Here is a 17,376-nt window from a genome sequence, read left to right on the forward strand (position 1 = left end):
AGGGAGCGGGCCCGTCCGTCAGCCGTCAGAACGCTCAGGCGTCCTTGGACTCGGCCTCGGCGGCCGGCTTGGCGTCCTCGACGGTCTCGGCCGGAGCCTCGTCCTTCTTGAGGGCGTCTTCCTTGACCGCGCGCTTCGTCGCCGCCTCGGCCTCACCGGTGGCTTCCTGCGCCACGGTCAGGGCCTCGACCAGCTCGATGACCGCCATCGGGGCGTTGTCGCCACGACGGTTGCCGATCTTGGTGATGCGCGTGTAACCACCGGGGCGGTTCTCGTACCGCGGGGCGATCTCGGTGAAGAGCGTGTGGATGACGCTCTTGTCCGTGATCGACTGCAGCACCTGGCGACGGTTGTGGATGTCGCCCTTCTTCGCCTTGGTGATGAAGCGCTCCGCGATCGGGCGCAGGCGGCGGGCCTTGGCCTCGGTCGTGGTGATGCGGCCGTGCTCGAAGAGCGACTTCGCGAGGTTCGCGAGAAGCAGCTTCTCGTGCGCAGCGCTGCCGCCCAGACGGGCGCCCTTGGCGGGCTTCGGCATGGTGTTACTCCTTCATATCTGCACCGGCCGTGTCAGGTACCGATGTCAGTTCCCGCGAGGCGGCCGCCCCGCGGAAGAGAAATCAAGCCGGTCCCGGCGGTGCCGGACACGGGGCTCAGTACTGCTCGGTCTCCACGAAACCGGCGTCCGCGTCGTCGTCCGCGCCGAAGGCGTCCGCCGCGGCGGTCGGGTCGAATCCGGGCGGGCTGTCCTTGAGCGCCAGGCCCATGCCGGCCAGCTTCGCCTTGACCTCGTCGATCGACTTCGCACCGAAGTTACGGATGTCGAGCAGGTCGGCCTCGGAACGCGCCACGAGCTCACCCACGGAGTGGATGCCCTCGCGCTTGAGGCAGTTGTACGACCGAACGGTGAGCTCCAGCTCCTCGATCGGCAGGGCGAGATCGGCGGCGAGCGCGGCGTCCGTCGGGGACGGGCCCATGTCGATGCCCTCGGCGTCGATGTTGAGCTCGCGGGCCAGACCGAACAGCTCGACCAGCGTCTTACCGGCGGACGCCATGGCGTCGCGCGGCCGCATGGCCTGCTTGGTCTCGACATCGACGATCAGCTTGTCGAAGTCGGTGCGCTGCTCGACACGGGTCGCCTCGACCTTGTACGTGACCTTGAGCACCGGGGAGTAGATGGAGTCGACCGGAATACGGCCGATCTCCTGGCCCACCTGCTTGTTCTGTACGGCGGAGACATAGCCGCGACCGCGCTCGACGGTCAGCTCCATCTCCAGCTTGCCCTTGCCGTTCAGCGTCGCCAGCACGAGGTCCGGGTTGTGGACCTCGACACCGGCCGGCGGGGCGATGTCAGCAGCGGTGACCAGGCCGGGGCCCTGCTTGCGCAGGTACATCACGACCGGCTCGTCGTGCTCCGAGGAGACGACCAGCTGCTTGATGTTGAGGATGAGGTCGGTGACGTCCTCCTTGACGCCCGGCACGGTGGTGAACTCGTGCAGGACACCGTCGACCCGGATGCTGGTGACAGCGGCACCGGGGATCGAGGAGAGGAGCGTACGACGCAGAGAGTTACCGAGCGTGTAGCCGAAGCCCGGCTCCAGCGGCTCGATGACGAACCGCGAGCGGTATTCGTCGACGACCTCTTCGGTCAGCGAAGGACGCTGAGCGATAAGCATGAGAAATGCCTCCAGTCTTGGCACCCACTATTTGATGCCAACGAAACAAGGGTACGGGCGGTACGGCACCGAAGCGCCGTACCGCCCGTACGTGACCTTCAGCCGGCTGCGCCGGCGGGCCAATCCCCTGCTGCCCCGGTGACGGGGACAGGGTCAGACGCGGCGGCGCTTCGGAGGGCGGCAGCCGTTGTGCGGGGTGGGGGTGACGTCCTGGATCGAACCCACCTCGAGGCCGGTGGCCTGGAGGGAGCGGATCGCGGTCTCACGGCCGGAGCCGGGGCCCTTGACGAAGACGTCGACCTTGCGCATGCCGTGCTCCTGCGCGCGACGGGCAGCCGACTCGGCGGCCATCTGCGCGGCGAAGGGAGTGGACTTACGCGAGCCCTTGAAGCCGACATGGCCGGCGGAGGCCCAGGAGATCACATTGCCCGAGGGGTCCGTGATCGAGACGATCGTGTTGTTGAACGTGCTCTTGATGTGGGCGTGCCCATGAGCGACGTTCTTCTTTTCCTTGCGGCGCACCTTCTTGGCTGCGCCCTGACGGCCCTTAGGAGGCATGTCTTTACTCCTGCGTGGAGGTGGTCGGTCCTACAGCGAAGACCGCTGGTGAGCGTCCGCTGAGGACTACTTCTTGCCCGGCTTCTTCTTGCCGGCGATGGCGCGACGCGGACCCTTGCGGGTACGAGCGTTCGTGCTGGTGCGCTGACCGTGCACCGGCAGGCCGCGGCGGTGACGCAGACCCTGGTAGCAGCCGATCTCGACCTTGCGGCGGATGTCGGCGGCGATCTCGCGACGAAGGTCACCCTCGGTCTTGAGGTTGGCGTCGACGTACTCGCGGATCTTGACGAGGTCTTCCTCGGCCAGATCGCGAACGCGGACGTTCGCGTCGACGCCGACGGCGGCGAGCGTCTCCTTGGACCGGGTGCGCCCGATGCCGAAGACATAGGTGAGGGCGACCTCGACGCGCTTTTCGCGCGGGAGGTCAACGCCTGCGAGGCGTGCCATTCATGGCTCCTGTTGATGTCGGAGGTCTTCCACAGTGTCTGTCCCGGACATGACCGTCCCCGCACCTGGGCAGGGACGAGTCCGGGTCTCCGGCCTCCGCCGGAGGTGTCGACACCCGCAGGGGGGTCGGACACTGCGTATTAACGAGTTGCTCGCGTCGCGCGAAGTACTGCGAGAGGCAGGCGGTCGTGCGTCAGCCCTGGCGCTGCTTGTGGCGCAGGTTGTCGCAGATGACCATGACCCGACCGTGACGGCGGATCACCTTGCACTTGTCGCAGATCTTCTTGACGCTCGGCTTGACCTTCATGGGATTGAGGTTCTCCGGGTCAGTGCCGGCACCCCGACTAAGGGGTGTCAGCAAGATCTACTTGTATCGGTAGACGATCCGGCCACGCGTCAGGTCGTACGGAGACAGCTCCACCACGACCCGGTCATCGGGAAGGATTCGGATGTAGTGCATCCGCATCTTGCCGCTGATGTGCGCGAGGACCTTGTGACCGTTCTGGAGTTCCACCTTGAACATGGCGTTCGGGAGGGACTCGATCACGGTGCCCTCAATTTCGATGGCACCTTGCTTCTTGGCCACGCTTCGCCCTTCGAATCGGCTACCTTGATCGACTCCAACAGCCGCATGCGGACACACGGGTACACCAGAGCCGACGCGTCAGTCTACGGCAGCACATCTGAAAAGACGAATCCGTGGAGTTTGCCCACCGGCGGAGATTTTTAAGCCAGCGGGTCGGGCGCCGCCGTCACGCCGAGCTCCGCCAGCTTGGCCTTGCCGCCGTCCGGGGCCGTCAGGACCAGCGGGCCTTCCTCCGTGAGAGCCACCGAGTGCTCCCAGTGCGAAGACCAGGTGCCATCGGTCGTGATGACCGTCCACTGGTCCTCCAGCACCTCCGTGCGGGGGGTACCGAGCGACACCATGGGCTCGATCGCCAGGCAGAAGCCGGGGATCAGCTTCGGGCCCTTGCCGCGCTTGCGGGAGACGTAGTTCAGCAGGTGCGGGTCCATGTGCATCTCCGTACCGATGCCGTGGCCGCCGTACTCCTCGATGATCCCGTACTTGCCGCCGCCCGGACGGGGCTGGCGGCGGATGTACGTCTCGATCGCCCGGGACACGTCGACCAGCCGGCCGCCGTTGCGCATCGCCGCGATACCGGCCCACATCGACTCCTCGGTCACCCGGGAGAGCTCGATCAGCTCCGGGGCGTGACCGGTGCCGACGAACGCCGTGAAGGCCGCGTCACCGTGCCAGCCGTCGATGATCGCGCCGGCGTCGATGGAGATGATGTCGCCGTCCTTGAGGACGGTCTTCTCGTCGGGGATGCCATGCACCACGACATCGTTCACCGAGGTGCAGATCGTCGCGGGGAACCCGCCGTACCCGAGGAAGTTCGGCTTCGCGCCGTGGTCGGCGAGCACCTTGCGGGCCACCTGGTCCAGATCCTTTGTGGTGGCGCCGGGCACCGCGGCCTCGCTCGTGGCCGCGTGCACGGCGGCGACGACCAGTCCCGCCTCGCGCATCTTCGCGATCTGCTCGGGAGTCTTGATCTCCACCATGACTGCGCCTTCCGCCTGACTCTCAATGACTCTTGGTGACGTTCTTACAACTGATTGTGCCCCGTTCAACAGTACGGCCGTGGTGCCCGAGGGACGCCACGGCCGTACTGGTCACACCTTGCTTCAGGACTGCGCGGCCCGGTCCCGCTGAAGCGCCTCCATCGCACGCTTGGTCACATCGGTGACCGTACCGAGCGCCGAGATCGTGACCACGAGGCCCTGGGCCCGGTAGTGGTCGATGATCGGCTCGGTCTGCGTGTGGTAGACCTCCAGCCGGGTCCGCACCGTCTCCTCGGAGTCGTCGTCCCGCTGGTACAGCTCGCCGCCGCACTCGTCGCAGACACCCTCGCGCTCCGGCGGGCTGTACGTCTCGTGGAAGACGTGCGCGCTGTCATTGCGGCAGATACGCCGGCCGGCGATCCGCTTCACGACCTCTTCGTCCGGGACCTCCAGGTCCAGGACCGCGTCCAGCGTCACACCATCCGCCGCCAGCGCCTCGTCCAGCGCCACCGCCTGCGACACATTGCGCGGGAAGCCGTCCAGCAGGAAACCCTTCTGGGCGTCCGGCTGGGCCATGCGGTCCAGCGCCATCGCGATGGTTACCTCGTCGGGCACAAGGTTCCCGGCGTCCATGTATGCCTTCGCCTGTTTGCCGAGGGCGGTGCCCTGGCTGATGTTGGCGCGGAACAGGTCACCCGTGGAGATGTGCGGGATCGACAGGTTTTTGGCGAGGTACGCAGCCTGCGTTCCCTTGCCGGCACCGGGCGGTCCGACGAGGACGATTCGCATCAGCGGAGGAACCCTTCGTAATTACGCTGCTGAAGCTGGCTCTCGATCTGCTTCACGGTTTCCAGACCCACACCCACGATGATCAGGATGCTTGTCCCGCCGAACGGGAAGTTCTGGTTCGCACCGCCGAAGCCTGCCAACGCCATCGTCGGGACAAGAGCGATCAGCCCCAGGTACAGCGAGCCCGGCCAAGTGATCCTGTTGAGCACGTAGCTCAGATACTCGGCAGTAGGTCGACCTGCCCGGATACCCGGGATGAAGCCACCATACTTCTTCATGTTGTCGGCGACTTCTTCGGGGTTGAACGAGATCGCCACGTAGAAGAAGGCGAAGAACACGATCAGCAGGAAGTACGTCGCGATGTAGTACGGGTGGTCACCCTTGACGAAGTGCGCCTCGATCCATGTCTTCCAGCCCGAGCTCGAGTTGGAGAACTGCGCCACCAGCGCCGGGATGTAGAGGAGCGACGACGCGAAGATGACGGGGATCACACCCGCCTGGTTCACCTTCAACGGGATGTACGTCGACGTACCCCCGTAGGACCTGCGGCCGATCATGCGCTTCGCGTACTGCACGGGGATCCGGCGCTGCGCCTGTTCGACGAAGACGACCAGGCCCACCATCACGAAGCCGATCAGAATGACCGTGCCGAACTCGATCCAGCCCTTGGCGAGCGTGCCGCTCTGCTTGATGGCCCACAGCGCACCGGGGAACCCGGCGGCGATCGAGATGAACATCAGAATGGACATGCCGTTGCCGATGCCGCGGTCGGTGATGAGCTCACCGAGCCACATGACCGCCGCGGTACCCGCGGTCATGGTGATCACCATCGTGACGGTGACGAAGATCGACCGGTCGGGAACGATCTCTGTGGCTACTGGGCAGCCACTGAACAGCGCGCCGCTGCGCGCGGTCGCGACCAGGCCGGTGCCCTGCAGCACGGCGAGGGCGACCGTCAGATAACGGGTGTACTGAGTGATCTTCGACTGGCCGGACTGACCCTCCTTCTTGAGGGCCTCCAGCCTGGGGATGACCACGGTCAGCAGCTGCAGAATGATGCTCGCGGTGATGTACGGCATGATGCCGAGCGCGAAGATCGTGATCTGCAGCAGCGCCCCGCCGCTGAACATGTTCACCAGACCGAACAGGCTGTTGTTGCCCTTCTGGGCCGCGTCAACACAAGTCTGGACATTCTCGTAACTGACACCCGGTACGGGGATATGTGCCCCGAGCCGGTACAGCACGATAATGGCGAGTGTGAAGAGCAGCTTCTTGCGCAGGTCGGGCGTCTTGAACGCCCGGGCGAACGCGGTGAGCACGGTGCCTCCTGCGACCCCCGCGCTACTGCGTCAGAGGTGACGGTATTGAGGATCGACGGATAAGGGACAAGCGAAACCGCGCGGGGAACCCCTGCGGACACACCGCGCGGCGGGGGTCCGGGGGCGAGCCCCCGGCTTCAATACACCAACAATGCACGCCACCTTACCGGCGACAGTGCCCACCGTGGAACGACCAACCGGGGATGCCCCTTTTGAGAGGCATCCCCGGTCGGGTGTTCAGGTCATCGAGTTGTCTCAGACGAGCTCGGTGACGGTGCCGCCGGCGGCGGCAATCTTCTCCTTGGCGGAGCCGGAGACGGCGTCAACCGAAACCTGCAGCGCCACGGAGATCTCGCCCTGGCCCAGGACCTTGACGAGGCTGTTCTTGCGGACCGCACCCTTGGCGACCAGATCGGCCACCGTGACCTCGCCGCCCTCGGGGTAGAGAGCGTCGAGCTTGTCCAGGTTCACGACCTGGTACTCGGTGCGGAACGGGTTCTTGAAGCCCTTGAGCTTCGGGAGACGCATGTGGAGGGGCATCTGCCCACCCTCGAAGCGCTCCGGAACCTGGTAACGGGCCTTGGTGCCCTTGGTACCACGACCTGCGGTCTTACCCTTGGACGCCTCACCACGACCCACACGGGTCTTGGCGGTCTTGGCGCCCGGGGCAGGACGGAGGTTGTGGACCTTCAGCGGCTTCTGCTCCGCCATGTCAGTCGACCTCCTCAACCGTCACGAGGTGGCGGACGGTCTGCACCATGCCGCGGAACTCGGGACGGTCATCCTTGACCACCACGTCGTGAAGGCGCTTGAGCCCGAGCGAACGCAGGGTCTCGCGGTGGTTCTGCTTGCTGCCGATGTACGACTTCGTCTGCGTGATCTTGAGGCGAGCCATTACGCACCCGCTCCCGCACGCGCACGCAGCAGAGCCGCGGGGGCGACGTCCTCGAGGGGCAGACCGCGGCGGGCCGCGATCTCCTCGGGACGCTGCAGGCCCTTGAGGGCCGCCACGGTCGCGTGCACGATGTTGATCGCGTTGTCCGAGCCGAGCGACTTCGACAGGATGTCGTGGACGCCCGCGCACTCGAGCACGGCACGCACCGGGCCACCGGCGATAACGCCGGTACCGGGGGAAGCCGGCTTGAGCAGGACGACGCCCGCGGCCTTCTCGCCCTGGATCGGGTGCGGGATGGTGCCCTGGATACGGGGAACCTTAAAGAAGTTCTTCTTCGCTTCCTCAACACCCTTGGCGATGGCGGCCGGCACCTCCTTGGCCTTGCCGTAACCGACACCTACGGTGCCGTCACCGTCGCCCACCACGACCAGCGCGGTGAAGCTGAAGCGACGACCACCCTTCACAACCTTGGCAACGCGGTTGATCGCGACAACGCGCTCAACGTAAGCGGTCTTCTCGGCGGCAGGGCCACCGTCGCGACCCTTCCGGTCCCGCCGCTCGCCGCCACCGGCACCGCTTCCGCGGCGCTGGGGTCCAGCCATTGGATTTACCTCTCTCTGTTACGTCCGTTAGTCCCGGAACCGGGGCTTAGAACTTCAGCCCGGCTTCGCGGGCGGCGTCAGCCAGAGCGGCAATGCGCCCGGCGTACCTGTTGCCACCACGGTCGAACACGACGGCCTCGACACCGGCGGCCTTGGCACGCTCGGCGACCAGGGCGCCGACCTGCGTGGCCTGGGCGCTCTTGTCGCCCTCGCCACCGCGGATCGAGGTGTCCAGGGTCGACGCCGACGCGAGCGTGTGGCCCGCGATGTCGTCGATGACCTGCGCGACGATGTTGCGATTGGAGCGCGTCACGACCAGACGAGGACGCTCCGGCGTACCGGAGACGTGCTTACGGACGCGGATGTGGCGACGCTTGATGGCGGCGCGCTTGTACGCGTCACCCTTGGCGATCTTTACACCGTATGCCATGGCTTACTTACCCGCCTTTCCGACCTTGCGGCGGATAACCTCGCCGGCGTACTTGACGCCCTTGGCCTTGTACGGGTCGGGCTTCCGCAGCTTGCGGATCTTCGCGGCGACCTCGCCGACCTTCTGCTTGTCGATGCCCTCGACGGAGAACTTCGTGGGCGTCTCGACCTTGAAGGTGATGCCTTCGGGGGCCTCGATCAGGATGGGGTGGCTGTAGCCCAGGGCGAACTCCAGATTGGAGCCCTTCGCCTGGACGCGGTAACCGACACCGCTGATCTCGAGCGCCTTGATGTATCCCTGGGTCACGCCGGTGATCATGTTCGCCACCAGCGTGCGGGACAGGCCGTGCAGGGCCTTGTTCTGACGCTCGTCGTTGGGGCGCAGCACCTGAAGGATGCCGTCCTCGCCCTTGGTGACCTCGATCGGCGCGGCAACGGTGTGCGAGAGGGTGCCCTTGGGGCCCTTCACCGCGACCGTACGGCCATCGATGGTGACGTCCACACCGGCGGGAACCTGGATGGGGAGCTTGCCGATTCGCGACATGAGCTTTTCCTCCGTTCCCGACTACCAGACGTAGGCGAGGACTTCCCCACCTACGCCCTTCTTGCCTGCCTGCTGGCCGGTCAGGAGACCGTAGGACGTGGAGATGATCGCCACGCCCAGGCCGCCGAGGACCTTCGGCAGGTTGGTGGACTTCGCGTACACGCGCAGACCCGGCTTGGAGATGCGCTTGATGCCGGCGATCGAACGCTCGCGGTTCGGGCCGAACTTCAGCTCCAGGACGAGGTTCTTGCCGACTTCGGCGTCCTCGACCTTCCAGCCGGTGATGAAGCCCTCCTGCTGGAGGATCTCCGCGATGTGCGACTTGATCTTGCTGTGCGGCATCACGACGTCGTCGTGGTATGCCGAGTTCGCGTTACGCAGACGCGTGAGCATGTCTGCGATGGGATCAGTCATGGTCATGAATTGGCCTTCGGCCTCTCTCGCCGGGGTTTCCTGTATGCGCCATCCCTCTCCCCGATCAGAGCCGGGACGGGTGCGGTGCGGGGACCTACGGCGTAGTAAGCGTCGTTGAGCGGGCTTTGCCCGCGGACGTAATGGACGGCAGGCGCCCAACCCCACAAGCCTACGGCATGTGGGGGAGGGCTCCCGCCAACCAGTTGCTTACCGAGAGCTTCGGGTAATTCCCAGAAAGGGAATTACCAGGAGCTCTTGGTCACGCCCGGCAGCTCGCCACGGTGGGCCATCTCACGAAGGCACACGCGGCACAGGCCGAACTTGCGGTAGACGGAGTGGGGACGGCCGCAGCGCTGGCAGCGGGTGTAACCGCGCACACCGAACTTCGGCTTGCGGGCGGCCTTAGCGATCAGAGCCTTCTTCGCCACGGTCAGTTCTCCTTGAACGGGAAGCCGAGGTGACGAAGGAGGGCACGACCCTCGTCGTCGTTGGTCGCCGTGGTGACCACGGTGATGTCCATGCCCCGGACCCGGTCGATCTTGTCCTGGTCGATCTCGTGGAACATGACCTGCTCCGTGAGACCGAAGGTGTAGTTGCCACGGCCGTCGAACTGCTTCGGGGACAGGCCGCGGAAGTCACGGATACGCGGCAGCGCGAGCGACAGCGTACGGTCCAGGAACTCCCACATGCGGTCACCGCGGAGGGTGACGTGGCAGCCGATCGGCTGACCCTCGCGCAGCTTGAACTGCGCGATGGACTTCCGGGCCTTGGTGACGGACGGCTTCTGCCCGGTGATCGTGGTGAGGTCGCGGATGGCGCCCTCGATCAGCTTGGAGTCGCGGGCGGCGTCGCCCACACCCATGTTGACCACGATCTTGACGAGGCCGGGGATCTGCATGACGTTCTCGAAGGAGAACTCCTCACGCAGCTTGCCGGCGATCTCCTCGCGGTAGCGCAGCTTCAGACGCGGCGCGTTGGTGGTGGCAGTCATCAGATGTCCTCACCGGTCCGCTTGGCAACGCGGATCTTGTTGCCCTCGTCGTCAAAGCGGTAGCCAACGCGGGTGACGACCTTCTTGCCGTCCTTCTCCACCACCAGCTGAACGTTGCTGATGTGGATCGGGGCCTCGGTGGTCACGATGCCACCGGTCTGCGAACCACGAGCCGTCTGACCGGCCTTGGTGTGCTTCTTGACCCGGTTGACACCCTCGACGAGAACACGGTCCTGCGTGGGGTAGGCCACAATGACCTTGCCCTGCTTGCCCTTGTCCTTACCGGTGATGACCTGAACCAGGTCGCCCTTCTTGATCTTCATGCTTACAGCACCTCCGGCGCGAGCGAGATGATCTTCATGAACTTCTTCTCGCGCAGCTCACGGCCCACCGGGCCGAAGATACGGGTGCCGCGAGGGTCGCCGTCGTTCTTCAGAATGACGGCGGCGTTCTCGTCGAAGCGGATGTACGAGCCGTCCTGGCGGCGGCGCTCCTTGACGGTGCGAACGATGACCGCCTTGATGACGTCACCCTTCTTCACGTTGCCACCGGGGATCGCGTCCTTGACGGTGGCGACGATGACGTCACCGATACCCGCGTAGCGGCGACCCGAACCACCGAGAACACGGATGCAAAGGATCTCCTTTGCACCAGTGTTGTCGGCGATACGAAGTCGCGACTCCTGCTGGATCACGTCTATCTCCTGATCGTCTGCCGGTTCCCGGTGGGGCTCCGCGAGTCACTCACGGAGCCCCACCGAGCCTGGCGGAACTATTCCGAGGGAATCCCCTCGGAGGGATTTACTTGGCCTTCTCGAGGATCTCGACGATGCGCCACCGCTTCGTGGCGGACAGCGGCCGGGTCTCCATCAGGAGGACGCGGTCGCCGATGCCGGCGGCGTTCTGCTCGTCGTGCGCCTTGAGCTTGTTCGTACGGCGGATGACCTTGCCGTACAGCGCGTGCTTCACACGGTCCTCGACAGCGACGACGACGGTCTTGTCCATCTTGTCGCTGACGACCAGGCCCTCACGGGTCTTGCGGAATCCGCGGTCGGTGTTCGTCTCGGTCACGTTGCTCTCAGTCATCAGGCGCTCTCCACCGTCTCGATGCCCAGCTCGCGCTCACGCATCAGGGTGTAGATCCGCGCGATGTCCTTGCGGACGAGCTTCAGCCGCCCGTGGTTCTCGAGCTGACCGGTCGCCGCCTGGAAGCGGAGATTGAACAGCTCTTCCTTGGCCTCGCGAAGCTTGGCGACAAGCTCCTCGCCGCCCAGCTCGCGCAGTTCGGACGCCTTGGTAACGGCCGCCATCACGACTCACCTGCCTCGCGCCGAACGATCCGGCACTTCATCGGAAGCTTGTGAGCAGCGCGGGTAAGCGCCTCACGCGCAATCTTCTCGTTCGGGTAGGACAGCTCGAACATCACCCGACCGGGCTTGACGTTCGCGATCCACCACTCGGGGGAACCCTTACCGGAACCCATGCGGGTCTCGGCAGGCTTCTTGGTGAGCGGACGGTCCGGGTAAATGTTGATCCAGACCTTGCCGCCACGCTTGATGTGACGGGTCATCGCGATACGAGCGGCCTCGATCTGGCGGTTCGTCACGTACGCGGGCGTCAGCGCCTGGATACCGTATTCGCCGAACGCAACCTGCGTGCCACCCTTGGACATTCCGCTGCGCTTCGGGTGGTGCTGCTTGCGGTGCTTGACCCTACGGGGGATCAGCATTTCGGTCAGGCCTCCGTTCCGCCGGTAGAAGAGGACGTCGCCTCAGCGGCCGGAGCAGCGGCGGCGGCGTCGGCCTTGGGGGCCTCGGCAGCCGGGCTCTGCTGCGGCTTGCGGCCACGGCCGCCACGCTCGCCACCGCGGCCACCACGGCCGGCGGGACGGTCGTTGCCACCACCACGGGCCGGACGGTTGCCGGCACGGGCCGCGGCGTTCTCGGCACGCACCTCGGCGATGTTCTTGACGTCGCCCTTGTAGATCCAGACCTTCACGCCGATACGGCCGAAGGTCGTCTTGGCCTCGAAGAAGCCGTAGTCGACGTTCGCACGGAGCGTGTGCAGGGGCACGCGGCCCTCGCGGTAGAACTCCGAGCGGGACATCTCGGCGCCGCCGAGACGGCCACCGCACTGGATCTTGATGCCCTTGGCGCCGGCCTTCATCGTCGACTGCATGCTCTTACGCATGGCGCGACGGAAGGAGACGCGGGAGGACAGCTGCTCGGCGACGGCCTGGGCCACCAGCTGAGCGTCCACCTCGGGGTTCTTGACCTCGAGGATATTCAGCTGGACCTGCTTGCCGGTCAGCTTCTCCAGCTCGCCGCGGATACGGTCGGCCTCGGCGCCGCGGCGGCCGATGACGATGCCCGGACGTGCGGTGTGGATGTCCACGCGGACGCGGTCACGGGTGCGCTCGATCTCAACCTTCGAGATGCCGGCCCGCTCCATGCCCTTCGTCATCATGCGACGAATGGCAACGTCTTCCTTGACGTAGTCCTTGTACAGCTTGTCGGCGTACCAACGGGACTTGAAGTCCGTGGTGATACCGAGCCGGAACCCATGCGGGTTAACCTTCTGGCCCATTACCGGGTTCCTTCCTTGCTGCTGACGACCACGGTGATGTGGCTGGTCCGCTTACGGATCCGGTAGGCACGTCCCTGGGCACGCGGCCGGAACCGCTTCAGGGTCGGACCCTCGTCCACATACGCCTCGCTGATGACCAGCGAAGAGGCGTCGGAGTGGTCGTAGTTGTGCGCGGCGTTGGCAATGGCGCTGTCAAGCACCTTGCCTACCGGCACGCTCGCGGCCTGCGGGGCGAAGCGCAGGACCGCCTGAGCCTCCGTGGCATCCATGCCACGGATGAGGTCCACCACTCGGCGGGCCTTCATGGGCGTGACGCGGATGTACCGCGCCTGGGCCCTGGCTTCCATGGTTGTCCCTTCGGTGTGAGTCATAGTCAGTTCCACCCCGCGTTAGCGGCGCTTCGACTTCCGGTCGTCCTTGACGTGGCCGCGGAAGGTGCGAGTCGGCGAGAACTCGCCGAGCTTGTGGCCGACCATGGACTCGGTGACGAACACCGGGACATGGATCTTGCCGTTGTGCACCGCGATCGTGTGGCCCAGCATGGCCGGGACGATCATCGAGCGACGGGACCAGGTCTTGATGACGTTCTTGGTGCCTGCTTCGTTCTGGACGTCCACCTTCTTGATCAGGTGGTCGTCGACGAAGGGCCCCTTCTTGAGACTGCGCGGCATCTAAACCCGCTCCTAGCGCTTCTTGTTCGTCTTGCGGCGGCGGACGATGTACTTGCTGCTTGCCTTCTTCGGCGAGCGAGTACGACCCTCCTTCTGACCCCACGGGCTGACCGGGTGGCGACCACCGGAGGTCTTGCCCTCACCACCACCGTGCGGGTGGTCGACCGGGTTCATCGCGACACCGCGGACGGTCGGGCGAACGCCCTTCCAGCGCATACGGCCGGCCTTGCCCCAGTTGATGTTCGACTGCTCGGCGTTGCCGACCTCGCCGATGGTGGCGCGGCAGCGGACGTCGACCAGACGGATCTCACCGGACGGCATACGAAGGTGGGCCATGGAGCCCTCCTTCGCCAGCAGCTGCACGGAGGCACCCGCGGAGCGGGCGAACTTCGCGCCGCCGCCGGGCCGCAGCTCGATGGCGTGGATGGTCGTACCGACCGGGATGTTGCGCAGCGCCAGGTTGTTGCCGGGCTTGATGTCGGCGGCCGGACCGTTCTCGACATGAGCGCCCTGCGACAGGCCACGCGGCGCGATGATGTAACGCTTCTCGCCGTCTGCGTAGTGCAGCAGCGCGATGCGGGCGGTGCGGTTGGGGTCGTACTCGATGTGCGCGACCTTGGCCGGCACGCCGTCCTTGTCGTGACGACGGAAGTCGATCACGCGGTAGGCGCGCTTGTGGCCACCACCCTGGTGGCGAACGGTCACACGACCGGCGTTGTTACGGCCGCCCTTGCTGTGCAGCGGGCGGACCAGCGACTTCTCCGGCGTGGACCGCGTGATCTCGACAAAGTCGGCGACGCTGGAGCCACGACGGCCCGGGGTCGTCGGCTTGTACTTGCGGATACCCATTGTCTCTCAGTCCTCGGAAGAATTCCGGATCCTGGACGACTCGACCTCCGTCAGGAGGCCGGGCCGCCGAAGATGTCGATACGGTCGCCCTCAGCGAGGGTCACGATGGCGCGCTTGGTGTTCGCGCGCTTACCGAAACCGGTGCGGGTGCGCTTGCGCTTGCCCTGACGGTTGATCGTGTTCACCCCGGCGACCTTGACCGAGAAGACCGCTTCCACGGCCTGCTTGATCTGGGTCTTGTTGGCCGTGGGCGCCACGATGAACGTGTACTTGTTCTCGTCGAGCAGCGCGTAGCTCTTCTCGGAGACCACGGGCTTGACAAGAATGTCGCGCGGGTCCGTGAAGGTCTTGCTGGTGATCTCGGCCATCAGGCTTCGCTCCCCTCGTCGTCAGCGGCCTTGGAAGGGCCAGACACGAAGGACTCGAAGGCGGCCTTGGTGAAGACCACGTCGTCGGAGACGAGCACGTCATACGTGTTCAGCTGGCCCGGCGCCAGGATGTGCACCTGGGGCAGGTTGCGGGCGGACAGCCACGCGGCCTCGTCGGCCCTCTCGACGACCAGGAGCACGTTCTTGCGCTCGCTGATCTTGCCGATCAGGGTCTTCGCGGCCTTGGTGGACACCGCGTCCTCGACCAGGCCGGAAACGACGTGGATACGAGAGTGACGGGCCCGGTCGGTGAGGGCACCGCGCAGGGCGGCGGCCTTCATCTTCTTGGGGGTCCGCTGCGAGTAGTCACGCGGCTGCGGGCCGTGGACGACGCCACCGCCGGCGAACTGCGGCGCACGGGTCGAACCCTGACGGGCGCGGCCGGTGCCCTTCTGGCGGTACGGCTTCTTGCCACCACCACGGACTTCGCCGCGGGTCTTGGTCTTGTGCGTGCCCTGTCGGGCAGCGGCCAGCTGGGCGACAACGACCTGGTGGATCAGCGGAATGCTGACCTTGGCGTCGAAGATCTCCGCGGGGAGTTCGACGGTCCCGGCCTTGTCGCCTGCCGGCGAAAGGATGTCAACGGTGCTCATCAGTTACCTCAGGCCCCCTTGGCCGCGGTACGGACCAGGACGAGGCCGCCGTTCGGACCAGGAACCGCGCCCTTGATCAGGAGCAGGCCCTTCTCCGCGTCAACGGCATAAACGGTCAGGTTCTGGGTGGTGACCCGCTCGTTGCCCATGCGACCGGCCATCCGCATGCCCTTGAACACACGACCCGGGGTGGCGCAGCCACCGATGGAGCCAGGCGAGCGGTGCTTGCGCTGGGTGCCGTGACCGGCGCCGAGGCCCTTGAAGTTGTGACGCTTCATGACACCGGCGAAGCCCTTGCCCTTGCTCTTGCCCGTGACGTCAACCTTGACGCCGGACTCGAACACCTCGGCAGTGACCTCCTGGCCGAGCGTGTACTCGCTCGCGTCGGAGGTGCGGAGCTCCACCAGGTGGCGGCGCGGGGTCACGTCGGCCTTGGCGAAGTGGCCCTTGAGGGGCTTGTTCACCTTGCGAGGGTCGATCTCGCCGAAGGCGATCTGGACCGACTCGTAGCCGTCGGAGTCATTCGTACGGACCTGGGTAACAACACAGGGCCCGGCCTTGACGACGGTCACCGGGACGACACGGTTGTTCTCGTCCCAGACCTGGGTCATGCCGAGCTTCTCGCCCAGGACACCCTTGATCTGCTTTGCCATCTCTTCCGCGCCTCTCAGAGCTTGATCTCGATGTCAACGCCGGCCGGAAGGTCCAGGCGCATCAACGAGTCAACGGTCTTGGGCGTCGGGTCGAGGATGTCGATCAGGCGCTTGTGCGTGCGCATCTCGAAGTGCTCGCGCGAGTCCTTGTACTTGTGCGGCGACTTGATGACGCAGTACACGTTCTTCTCAGTGGGCAGCGGCACCGGGCCCGCGACCGACGCACCAGTACGCGTCACCGTCTCGACGATCTTCTTCGCCGAGGAGTCGATGACTTCGTGGTCGTAGGCCTTGAGCCGGATGCGGATCTTCTGTCCCGCCATGGCTGCTTCGTAGTCCTGTCTCTCGTAACGCTCTGGAACCCGGTAGGTTCGCGTCCTGCTCCGACCCACGCGGTCGGGCGTGTCGCATCCCTTTCACGAAAATCTCCCGAAGGATTTTCCCTGCCAAGGGGTGCGGCCCAAGTCCGCGAGCCGGGGGCAGAACACCACCCGGGTGCCTGGTAGGGGCCCCGCTGACACTTCCCGGAAGATTCCCGTACGTCCGTCCCAGCGCTGCCCCGGAAGGCAGTTGGGACGACGAGTACTGTGGGACTCGCTTCCGGTCCTCCCGGCGGGAGGCGCGCAGCATCGGCACTCAACCGAGCAACCTGAACAGTGTGCCATAGGCCCCACGGCCCTGGCCAATCGGGCCGGAAAGAGTACCCCACGGCACGCTGCCCAAATCCTGCGGCGGTTCGGCCCCGAAATTCAGCGCTTCGACGCGTACGCCACGAACCCGGCCCATGCGTCAGGCGCGAAGCCGAGTTGGGAACGGCGGACGTCCTTGGAGTCCCGGACGAGAACGACTCCGGGGCCGGCCGCGACCTCGACGCAGTCGTTGTTGTCGCTGCCGCTGTAGCTGCTCTTGAACCACGCCGGTTCGGAACCGTTCCCGGTAGAAGCCTGGCGGGTCATGTCTCCCCCAGCACTCTCACGAAGCCCGCCCACGCGCCAGGCGTGAAGCCGAGATGCGGGCGGTGCACGTTCTTGGAATCGCGTACGAGGACCGCGCCAGGAGCGGACGCAACCTCGACACAGTTCGCGCCTTCATTGCTGCTGTGGCTGCTCTTGCTCCACTCCAGCGCTGCGGCGTCCCCGGCAGAGAGCTTGCGAGTCATCTGTTCAGCCCCTCGACGCGTACGCAACGAATCCGGCCCAGACGCCCGGCGCGAAGCCGAGGTGCGGGCGGCGGATGTCCTTGGAGTCACGGACGAGAACGGCTCCGGTGGTGGTCGCGACCTCGACGCAGGCCGCGCCTTCGTTGCTGCTGTAGCTGCTCTTGCTCCACTCCAGCACCGTGGCTTTCCCGGCGGAGGGCTTGCGAGTCATCTG

33 protein-coding genes are annotated in these 17,376 nt (G+C 65.7%); all 33 read right to left on the reverse strand.

What is annotated here, in order from left to right:
- Positions 1–34: 34 nt before the first annotated feature.
- The 33 genes from rplQ to ACFVWW_RS25240 all read right to left on the reverse strand — a co-directional run bounded on the left by rplQ (position 35) and on the right by ACFVWW_RS25240 (position 17,373).
- Entirely contained in the window at positions 35–535 is a 501-nt protein-coding gene (gene rplQ, locus ACFVWW_RS25080) for a 50S ribosomal protein L17 (protein WP_384188858.1), read from the reverse strand.
- 115 nt (positions 536–650) lie between these two features.
- Positions 651–1,673 carry a DNA-directed RNA polymerase subunit alpha gene (locus tag ACFVWW_RS25085; RefSeq protein ID WP_146481858.1) on the reverse strand — a complete coding sequence of 341 codons (1,023 nt, stop codon included), beginning with the start codon at positions 1,671–1,673 and terminating at the stop codon, positions 651–653.
- 153 nt (positions 1,674–1,826) lie between these two features.
- Positions 1,827–2,231 (reverse strand): 30S ribosomal protein S11, encoded by a 405-nt coding sequence (gene rpsK, locus ACFVWW_RS25090; protein WP_003956432.1) that lies wholly within the window; start codon positions 2,229–2,231, stop codon positions 1,827–1,829.
- A 66-nt stretch (positions 2,232–2,297) separates the two neighbouring features.
- Positions 2,298–2,678: a 30S ribosomal protein S13 gene (gene rpsM, locus ACFVWW_RS25095; protein ID WP_366393636.1), complete on the reverse strand. Its 381-nt coding sequence runs from the start codon at positions 2,676–2,678 to the stop codon at positions 2,298–2,300.
- Positions 2,679–2,871: 193 nt separating this feature from the next.
- The gene (gene rpmJ / locus ACFVWW_RS25100) at positions 2,872–2,985 is read right to left on the reverse strand and encodes a 50S ribosomal protein L36 (protein WP_003956441.1); all 114 of its coding nucleotides are present in this window, start codon (positions 2,983–2,985) and stop codon (positions 2,872–2,874) included.
- Between the two features lie 57 nt (positions 2,986–3,042).
- Complete coding sequence (gene infA, locus ACFVWW_RS25105) at positions 3,043–3,264, reverse strand: translation initiation factor IF-1 (RefSeq protein ID WP_003956442.1); 222 nt, start codon at positions 3,262–3,264, stop codon at positions 3,043–3,045.
- A 140-nt stretch (positions 3,265–3,404) separates the two neighbouring features.
- On the reverse strand, positions 3,405–4,241 hold the full coding sequence (gene map / locus ACFVWW_RS25110) for a type I methionyl aminopeptidase (RefSeq protein ID WP_384188860.1): 837 nt from the start codon (positions 4,239–4,241) through the stop codon (positions 3,405–3,407).
- A gap of 123 nt (positions 4,242–4,364) precedes the next feature.
- Complete coding sequence (locus tag ACFVWW_RS25115) at positions 4,365–5,030, reverse strand: adenylate kinase (protein ID WP_384188862.1); 666 nt, start codon at positions 5,028–5,030, stop codon at positions 4,365–4,367.
- Entirely contained in the window at positions 5,030–6,349 is a 1,320-nt protein-coding gene (gene secY, locus ACFVWW_RS25120) for a preprotein translocase subunit SecY (RefSeq protein ID WP_384188864.1), read from the reverse strand. The genes ACFVWW_RS25115 and secY overlap by 1 nt, the downstream gene beginning before the upstream one ends.
- A 255-nt stretch (positions 6,350–6,604) precedes the next feature.
- Positions 6,605–7,060: a 50S ribosomal protein L15 gene (gene rplO / locus ACFVWW_RS25125; RefSeq protein ID WP_384188866.1), complete on the reverse strand. Its 456-nt coding sequence runs from the start codon at positions 7,058–7,060 to the stop codon at positions 6,605–6,607.
- A gap of 1 nt (position 7,061) precedes the next feature.
- Positions 7,062–7,244: a 50S ribosomal protein L30 gene (gene rpmD / locus ACFVWW_RS25130; RefSeq protein ID WP_384188868.1), complete on the reverse strand. Its 183-nt coding sequence runs from the start codon at positions 7,242–7,244 to the stop codon at positions 7,062–7,064.
- Positions 7,244–7,846 carry a 30S ribosomal protein S5 gene (gene rpsE / locus ACFVWW_RS25135; RefSeq protein WP_254372698.1) on the reverse strand — a complete coding sequence of 201 codons (603 nt, stop codon included), beginning with the start codon at positions 7,844–7,846 and terminating at the stop codon, positions 7,244–7,246. The genes rpmD and rpsE overlap by 1 nt, the downstream gene beginning before the upstream one ends.
- A 46-nt stretch (positions 7,847–7,892) precedes the next feature.
- A complete protein-coding gene (rplR, locus tag ACFVWW_RS25140; protein WP_384188870.1) occupies positions 7,893–8,276 on the reverse strand; it encodes a 50S ribosomal protein L18 in 384 nt (127 codons plus the stop codon).
- A 3-nt stretch (positions 8,277–8,279) separates the two neighbouring features.
- On the reverse strand, positions 8,280–8,819 hold the full coding sequence (gene rplF, locus ACFVWW_RS25145; RefSeq protein WP_384188872.1) for a 50S ribosomal protein L6: 540 nt from the start codon (positions 8,817–8,819) through the stop codon (positions 8,280–8,282).
- A 21-nt stretch (positions 8,820–8,840) separates the two neighbouring features.
- On the reverse strand, positions 8,841–9,239 hold the full coding sequence (gene rpsH / locus ACFVWW_RS25150; RefSeq protein WP_384188874.1) for a 30S ribosomal protein S8: 399 nt from the start codon (positions 9,237–9,239) through the stop codon (positions 8,841–8,843).
- A gap of 236 nt (positions 9,240–9,475) precedes the next feature.
- Entirely contained in the window at positions 9,476–9,661 is a 186-nt protein-coding gene (locus ACFVWW_RS25155) for a type Z 30S ribosomal protein S14 (protein WP_003948630.1), read from the reverse strand.
- A gap of 2 nt (positions 9,662–9,663) precedes the next feature.
- Positions 9,664–10,224, reverse strand: coding sequence for a 50S ribosomal protein L5 (gene rplE, locus ACFVWW_RS25160; protein ID WP_384188876.1), 561 nt, complete (start codon positions 10,222–10,224; stop codon positions 9,664–9,666).
- The gene (rplX, locus tag ACFVWW_RS25165) at positions 10,224–10,547 is read right to left on the reverse strand and encodes a 50S ribosomal protein L24 (protein ID WP_030351442.1); all 324 of its coding nucleotides are present in this window, start codon (positions 10,545–10,547) and stop codon (positions 10,224–10,226) included. The genes rplE and rplX overlap by 1 nt, the downstream gene beginning before the upstream one ends.
- Before the next feature lie 2 nt (positions 10,548–10,549).
- Entirely contained in the window at positions 10,550–10,918 is a 369-nt protein-coding gene (gene rplN, locus ACFVWW_RS25170) for a 50S ribosomal protein L14 (RefSeq protein WP_384188878.1), read from the reverse strand.
- A gap of 106 nt (positions 10,919–11,024) precedes the next feature.
- Positions 11,025–11,309, reverse strand: a complete 285-nt coding sequence (rpsQ, locus tag ACFVWW_RS25175) for a 30S ribosomal protein S17 (protein ID WP_383042246.1) — start codon at positions 11,307–11,309, stop codon at positions 11,025–11,027.
- On the reverse strand, positions 11,309–11,533 hold the full coding sequence (gene rpmC / locus ACFVWW_RS25180) for a 50S ribosomal protein L29 (RefSeq protein ID WP_078075545.1): 225 nt from the start codon (positions 11,531–11,533) through the stop codon (positions 11,309–11,311). The genes rpsQ and rpmC overlap by 1 nt, the downstream gene beginning before the upstream one ends.
- The gene (gene rplP / locus ACFVWW_RS25185; protein ID WP_014047785.1) at positions 11,533–11,952 is read right to left on the reverse strand and encodes a 50S ribosomal protein L16; all 420 of its coding nucleotides are present in this window, start codon (positions 11,950–11,952) and stop codon (positions 11,533–11,535) included. Before rplP ends, rpmC begins: the two co-directional genes overlap by 1 nt.
- Before the next feature lie 5 nt (positions 11,953–11,957).
- A complete protein-coding gene (gene rpsC, locus ACFVWW_RS25190; protein WP_319680015.1) occupies positions 11,958–12,809 on the reverse strand; it encodes a 30S ribosomal protein S3 in 852 nt (283 codons plus the stop codon).
- Positions 12,809–13,156, reverse strand: a complete 348-nt coding sequence (rplV, locus tag ACFVWW_RS25195) for a 50S ribosomal protein L22 (RefSeq protein WP_016645177.1) — start codon at positions 13,154–13,156, stop codon at positions 12,809–12,811. The genes rpsC and rplV overlap by 1 nt, the downstream gene beginning before the upstream one ends.
- Positions 13,157–13,198: 42 nt before the next feature.
- Positions 13,199–13,480, reverse strand: coding sequence for a 30S ribosomal protein S19 (gene rpsS, locus ACFVWW_RS25200; protein WP_030351437.1), 282 nt, complete (start codon positions 13,478–13,480; stop codon positions 13,199–13,201).
- 12 nt (positions 13,481–13,492) lie between these two features.
- A complete protein-coding gene (rplB, locus tag ACFVWW_RS25205) occupies positions 13,493–14,329 on the reverse strand; it encodes a 50S ribosomal protein L2 (protein WP_384188880.1) in 837 nt (278 codons plus the stop codon).
- A 50-nt stretch (positions 14,330–14,379) separates the two neighbouring features.
- On the reverse strand, positions 14,380–14,697 hold the full coding sequence (gene rplW, locus ACFVWW_RS25210) for a 50S ribosomal protein L23 (protein WP_384188882.1): 318 nt from the start codon (positions 14,695–14,697) through the stop codon (positions 14,380–14,382).
- Positions 14,697–15,350 (reverse strand): 50S ribosomal protein L4, encoded by a 654-nt coding sequence (gene rplD / locus ACFVWW_RS25215; protein ID WP_384188883.1) that lies wholly within the window; start codon positions 15,348–15,350, stop codon positions 14,697–14,699. Before rplD ends, rplW begins: the two co-directional genes overlap by 1 nt.
- 8 nt (positions 15,351–15,358) lie before the next feature.
- Complete coding sequence (gene rplC, locus ACFVWW_RS25220) at positions 15,359–16,003, reverse strand: 50S ribosomal protein L3 (RefSeq protein WP_384188885.1); 645 nt, start codon at positions 16,001–16,003, stop codon at positions 15,359–15,361.
- 14 nt (positions 16,004–16,017) lie between these two features.
- Positions 16,018–16,326: a 30S ribosomal protein S10 gene (gene rpsJ, locus ACFVWW_RS25225; RefSeq protein WP_003948644.1), complete on the reverse strand. Its 309-nt coding sequence runs from the start codon at positions 16,324–16,326 to the stop codon at positions 16,018–16,020.
- Between the two features lie 426 nt (positions 16,327–16,752).
- Positions 16,753–16,959 carry a DUF397 domain-containing protein gene (locus ACFVWW_RS25230; protein ID WP_386879126.1) on the reverse strand — a complete coding sequence of 69 codons (207 nt, stop codon included), beginning with the start codon at positions 16,957–16,959 and terminating at the stop codon, positions 16,753–16,755.
- Positions 16,956–17,162 carry a DUF397 domain-containing protein gene (locus ACFVWW_RS25235; protein WP_384188888.1) on the reverse strand — a complete coding sequence of 69 codons (207 nt, stop codon included), beginning with the start codon at positions 17,160–17,162 and terminating at the stop codon, positions 16,956–16,958. The genes ACFVWW_RS25230 and ACFVWW_RS25235 overlap by 4 nt, the downstream gene beginning before the upstream one ends.
- A 4-nt stretch (positions 17,163–17,166) precedes the next feature.
- Entirely contained in the window at positions 17,167–17,373 is a 207-nt protein-coding gene (locus ACFVWW_RS25240; protein WP_384188890.1) for a DUF397 domain-containing protein, read from the reverse strand.
- Positions 17,374–17,376: the final 3 nt, after the last annotated feature.

The sequence above is a fragment of the Streptomyces sp. NPDC058198 genome, assembly GCF_042882605.1.
Taxonomy (GTDB): Bacteria; Actinomycetota; Actinomycetes; order Streptomycetales; family Streptomycetaceae; genus Streptomyces.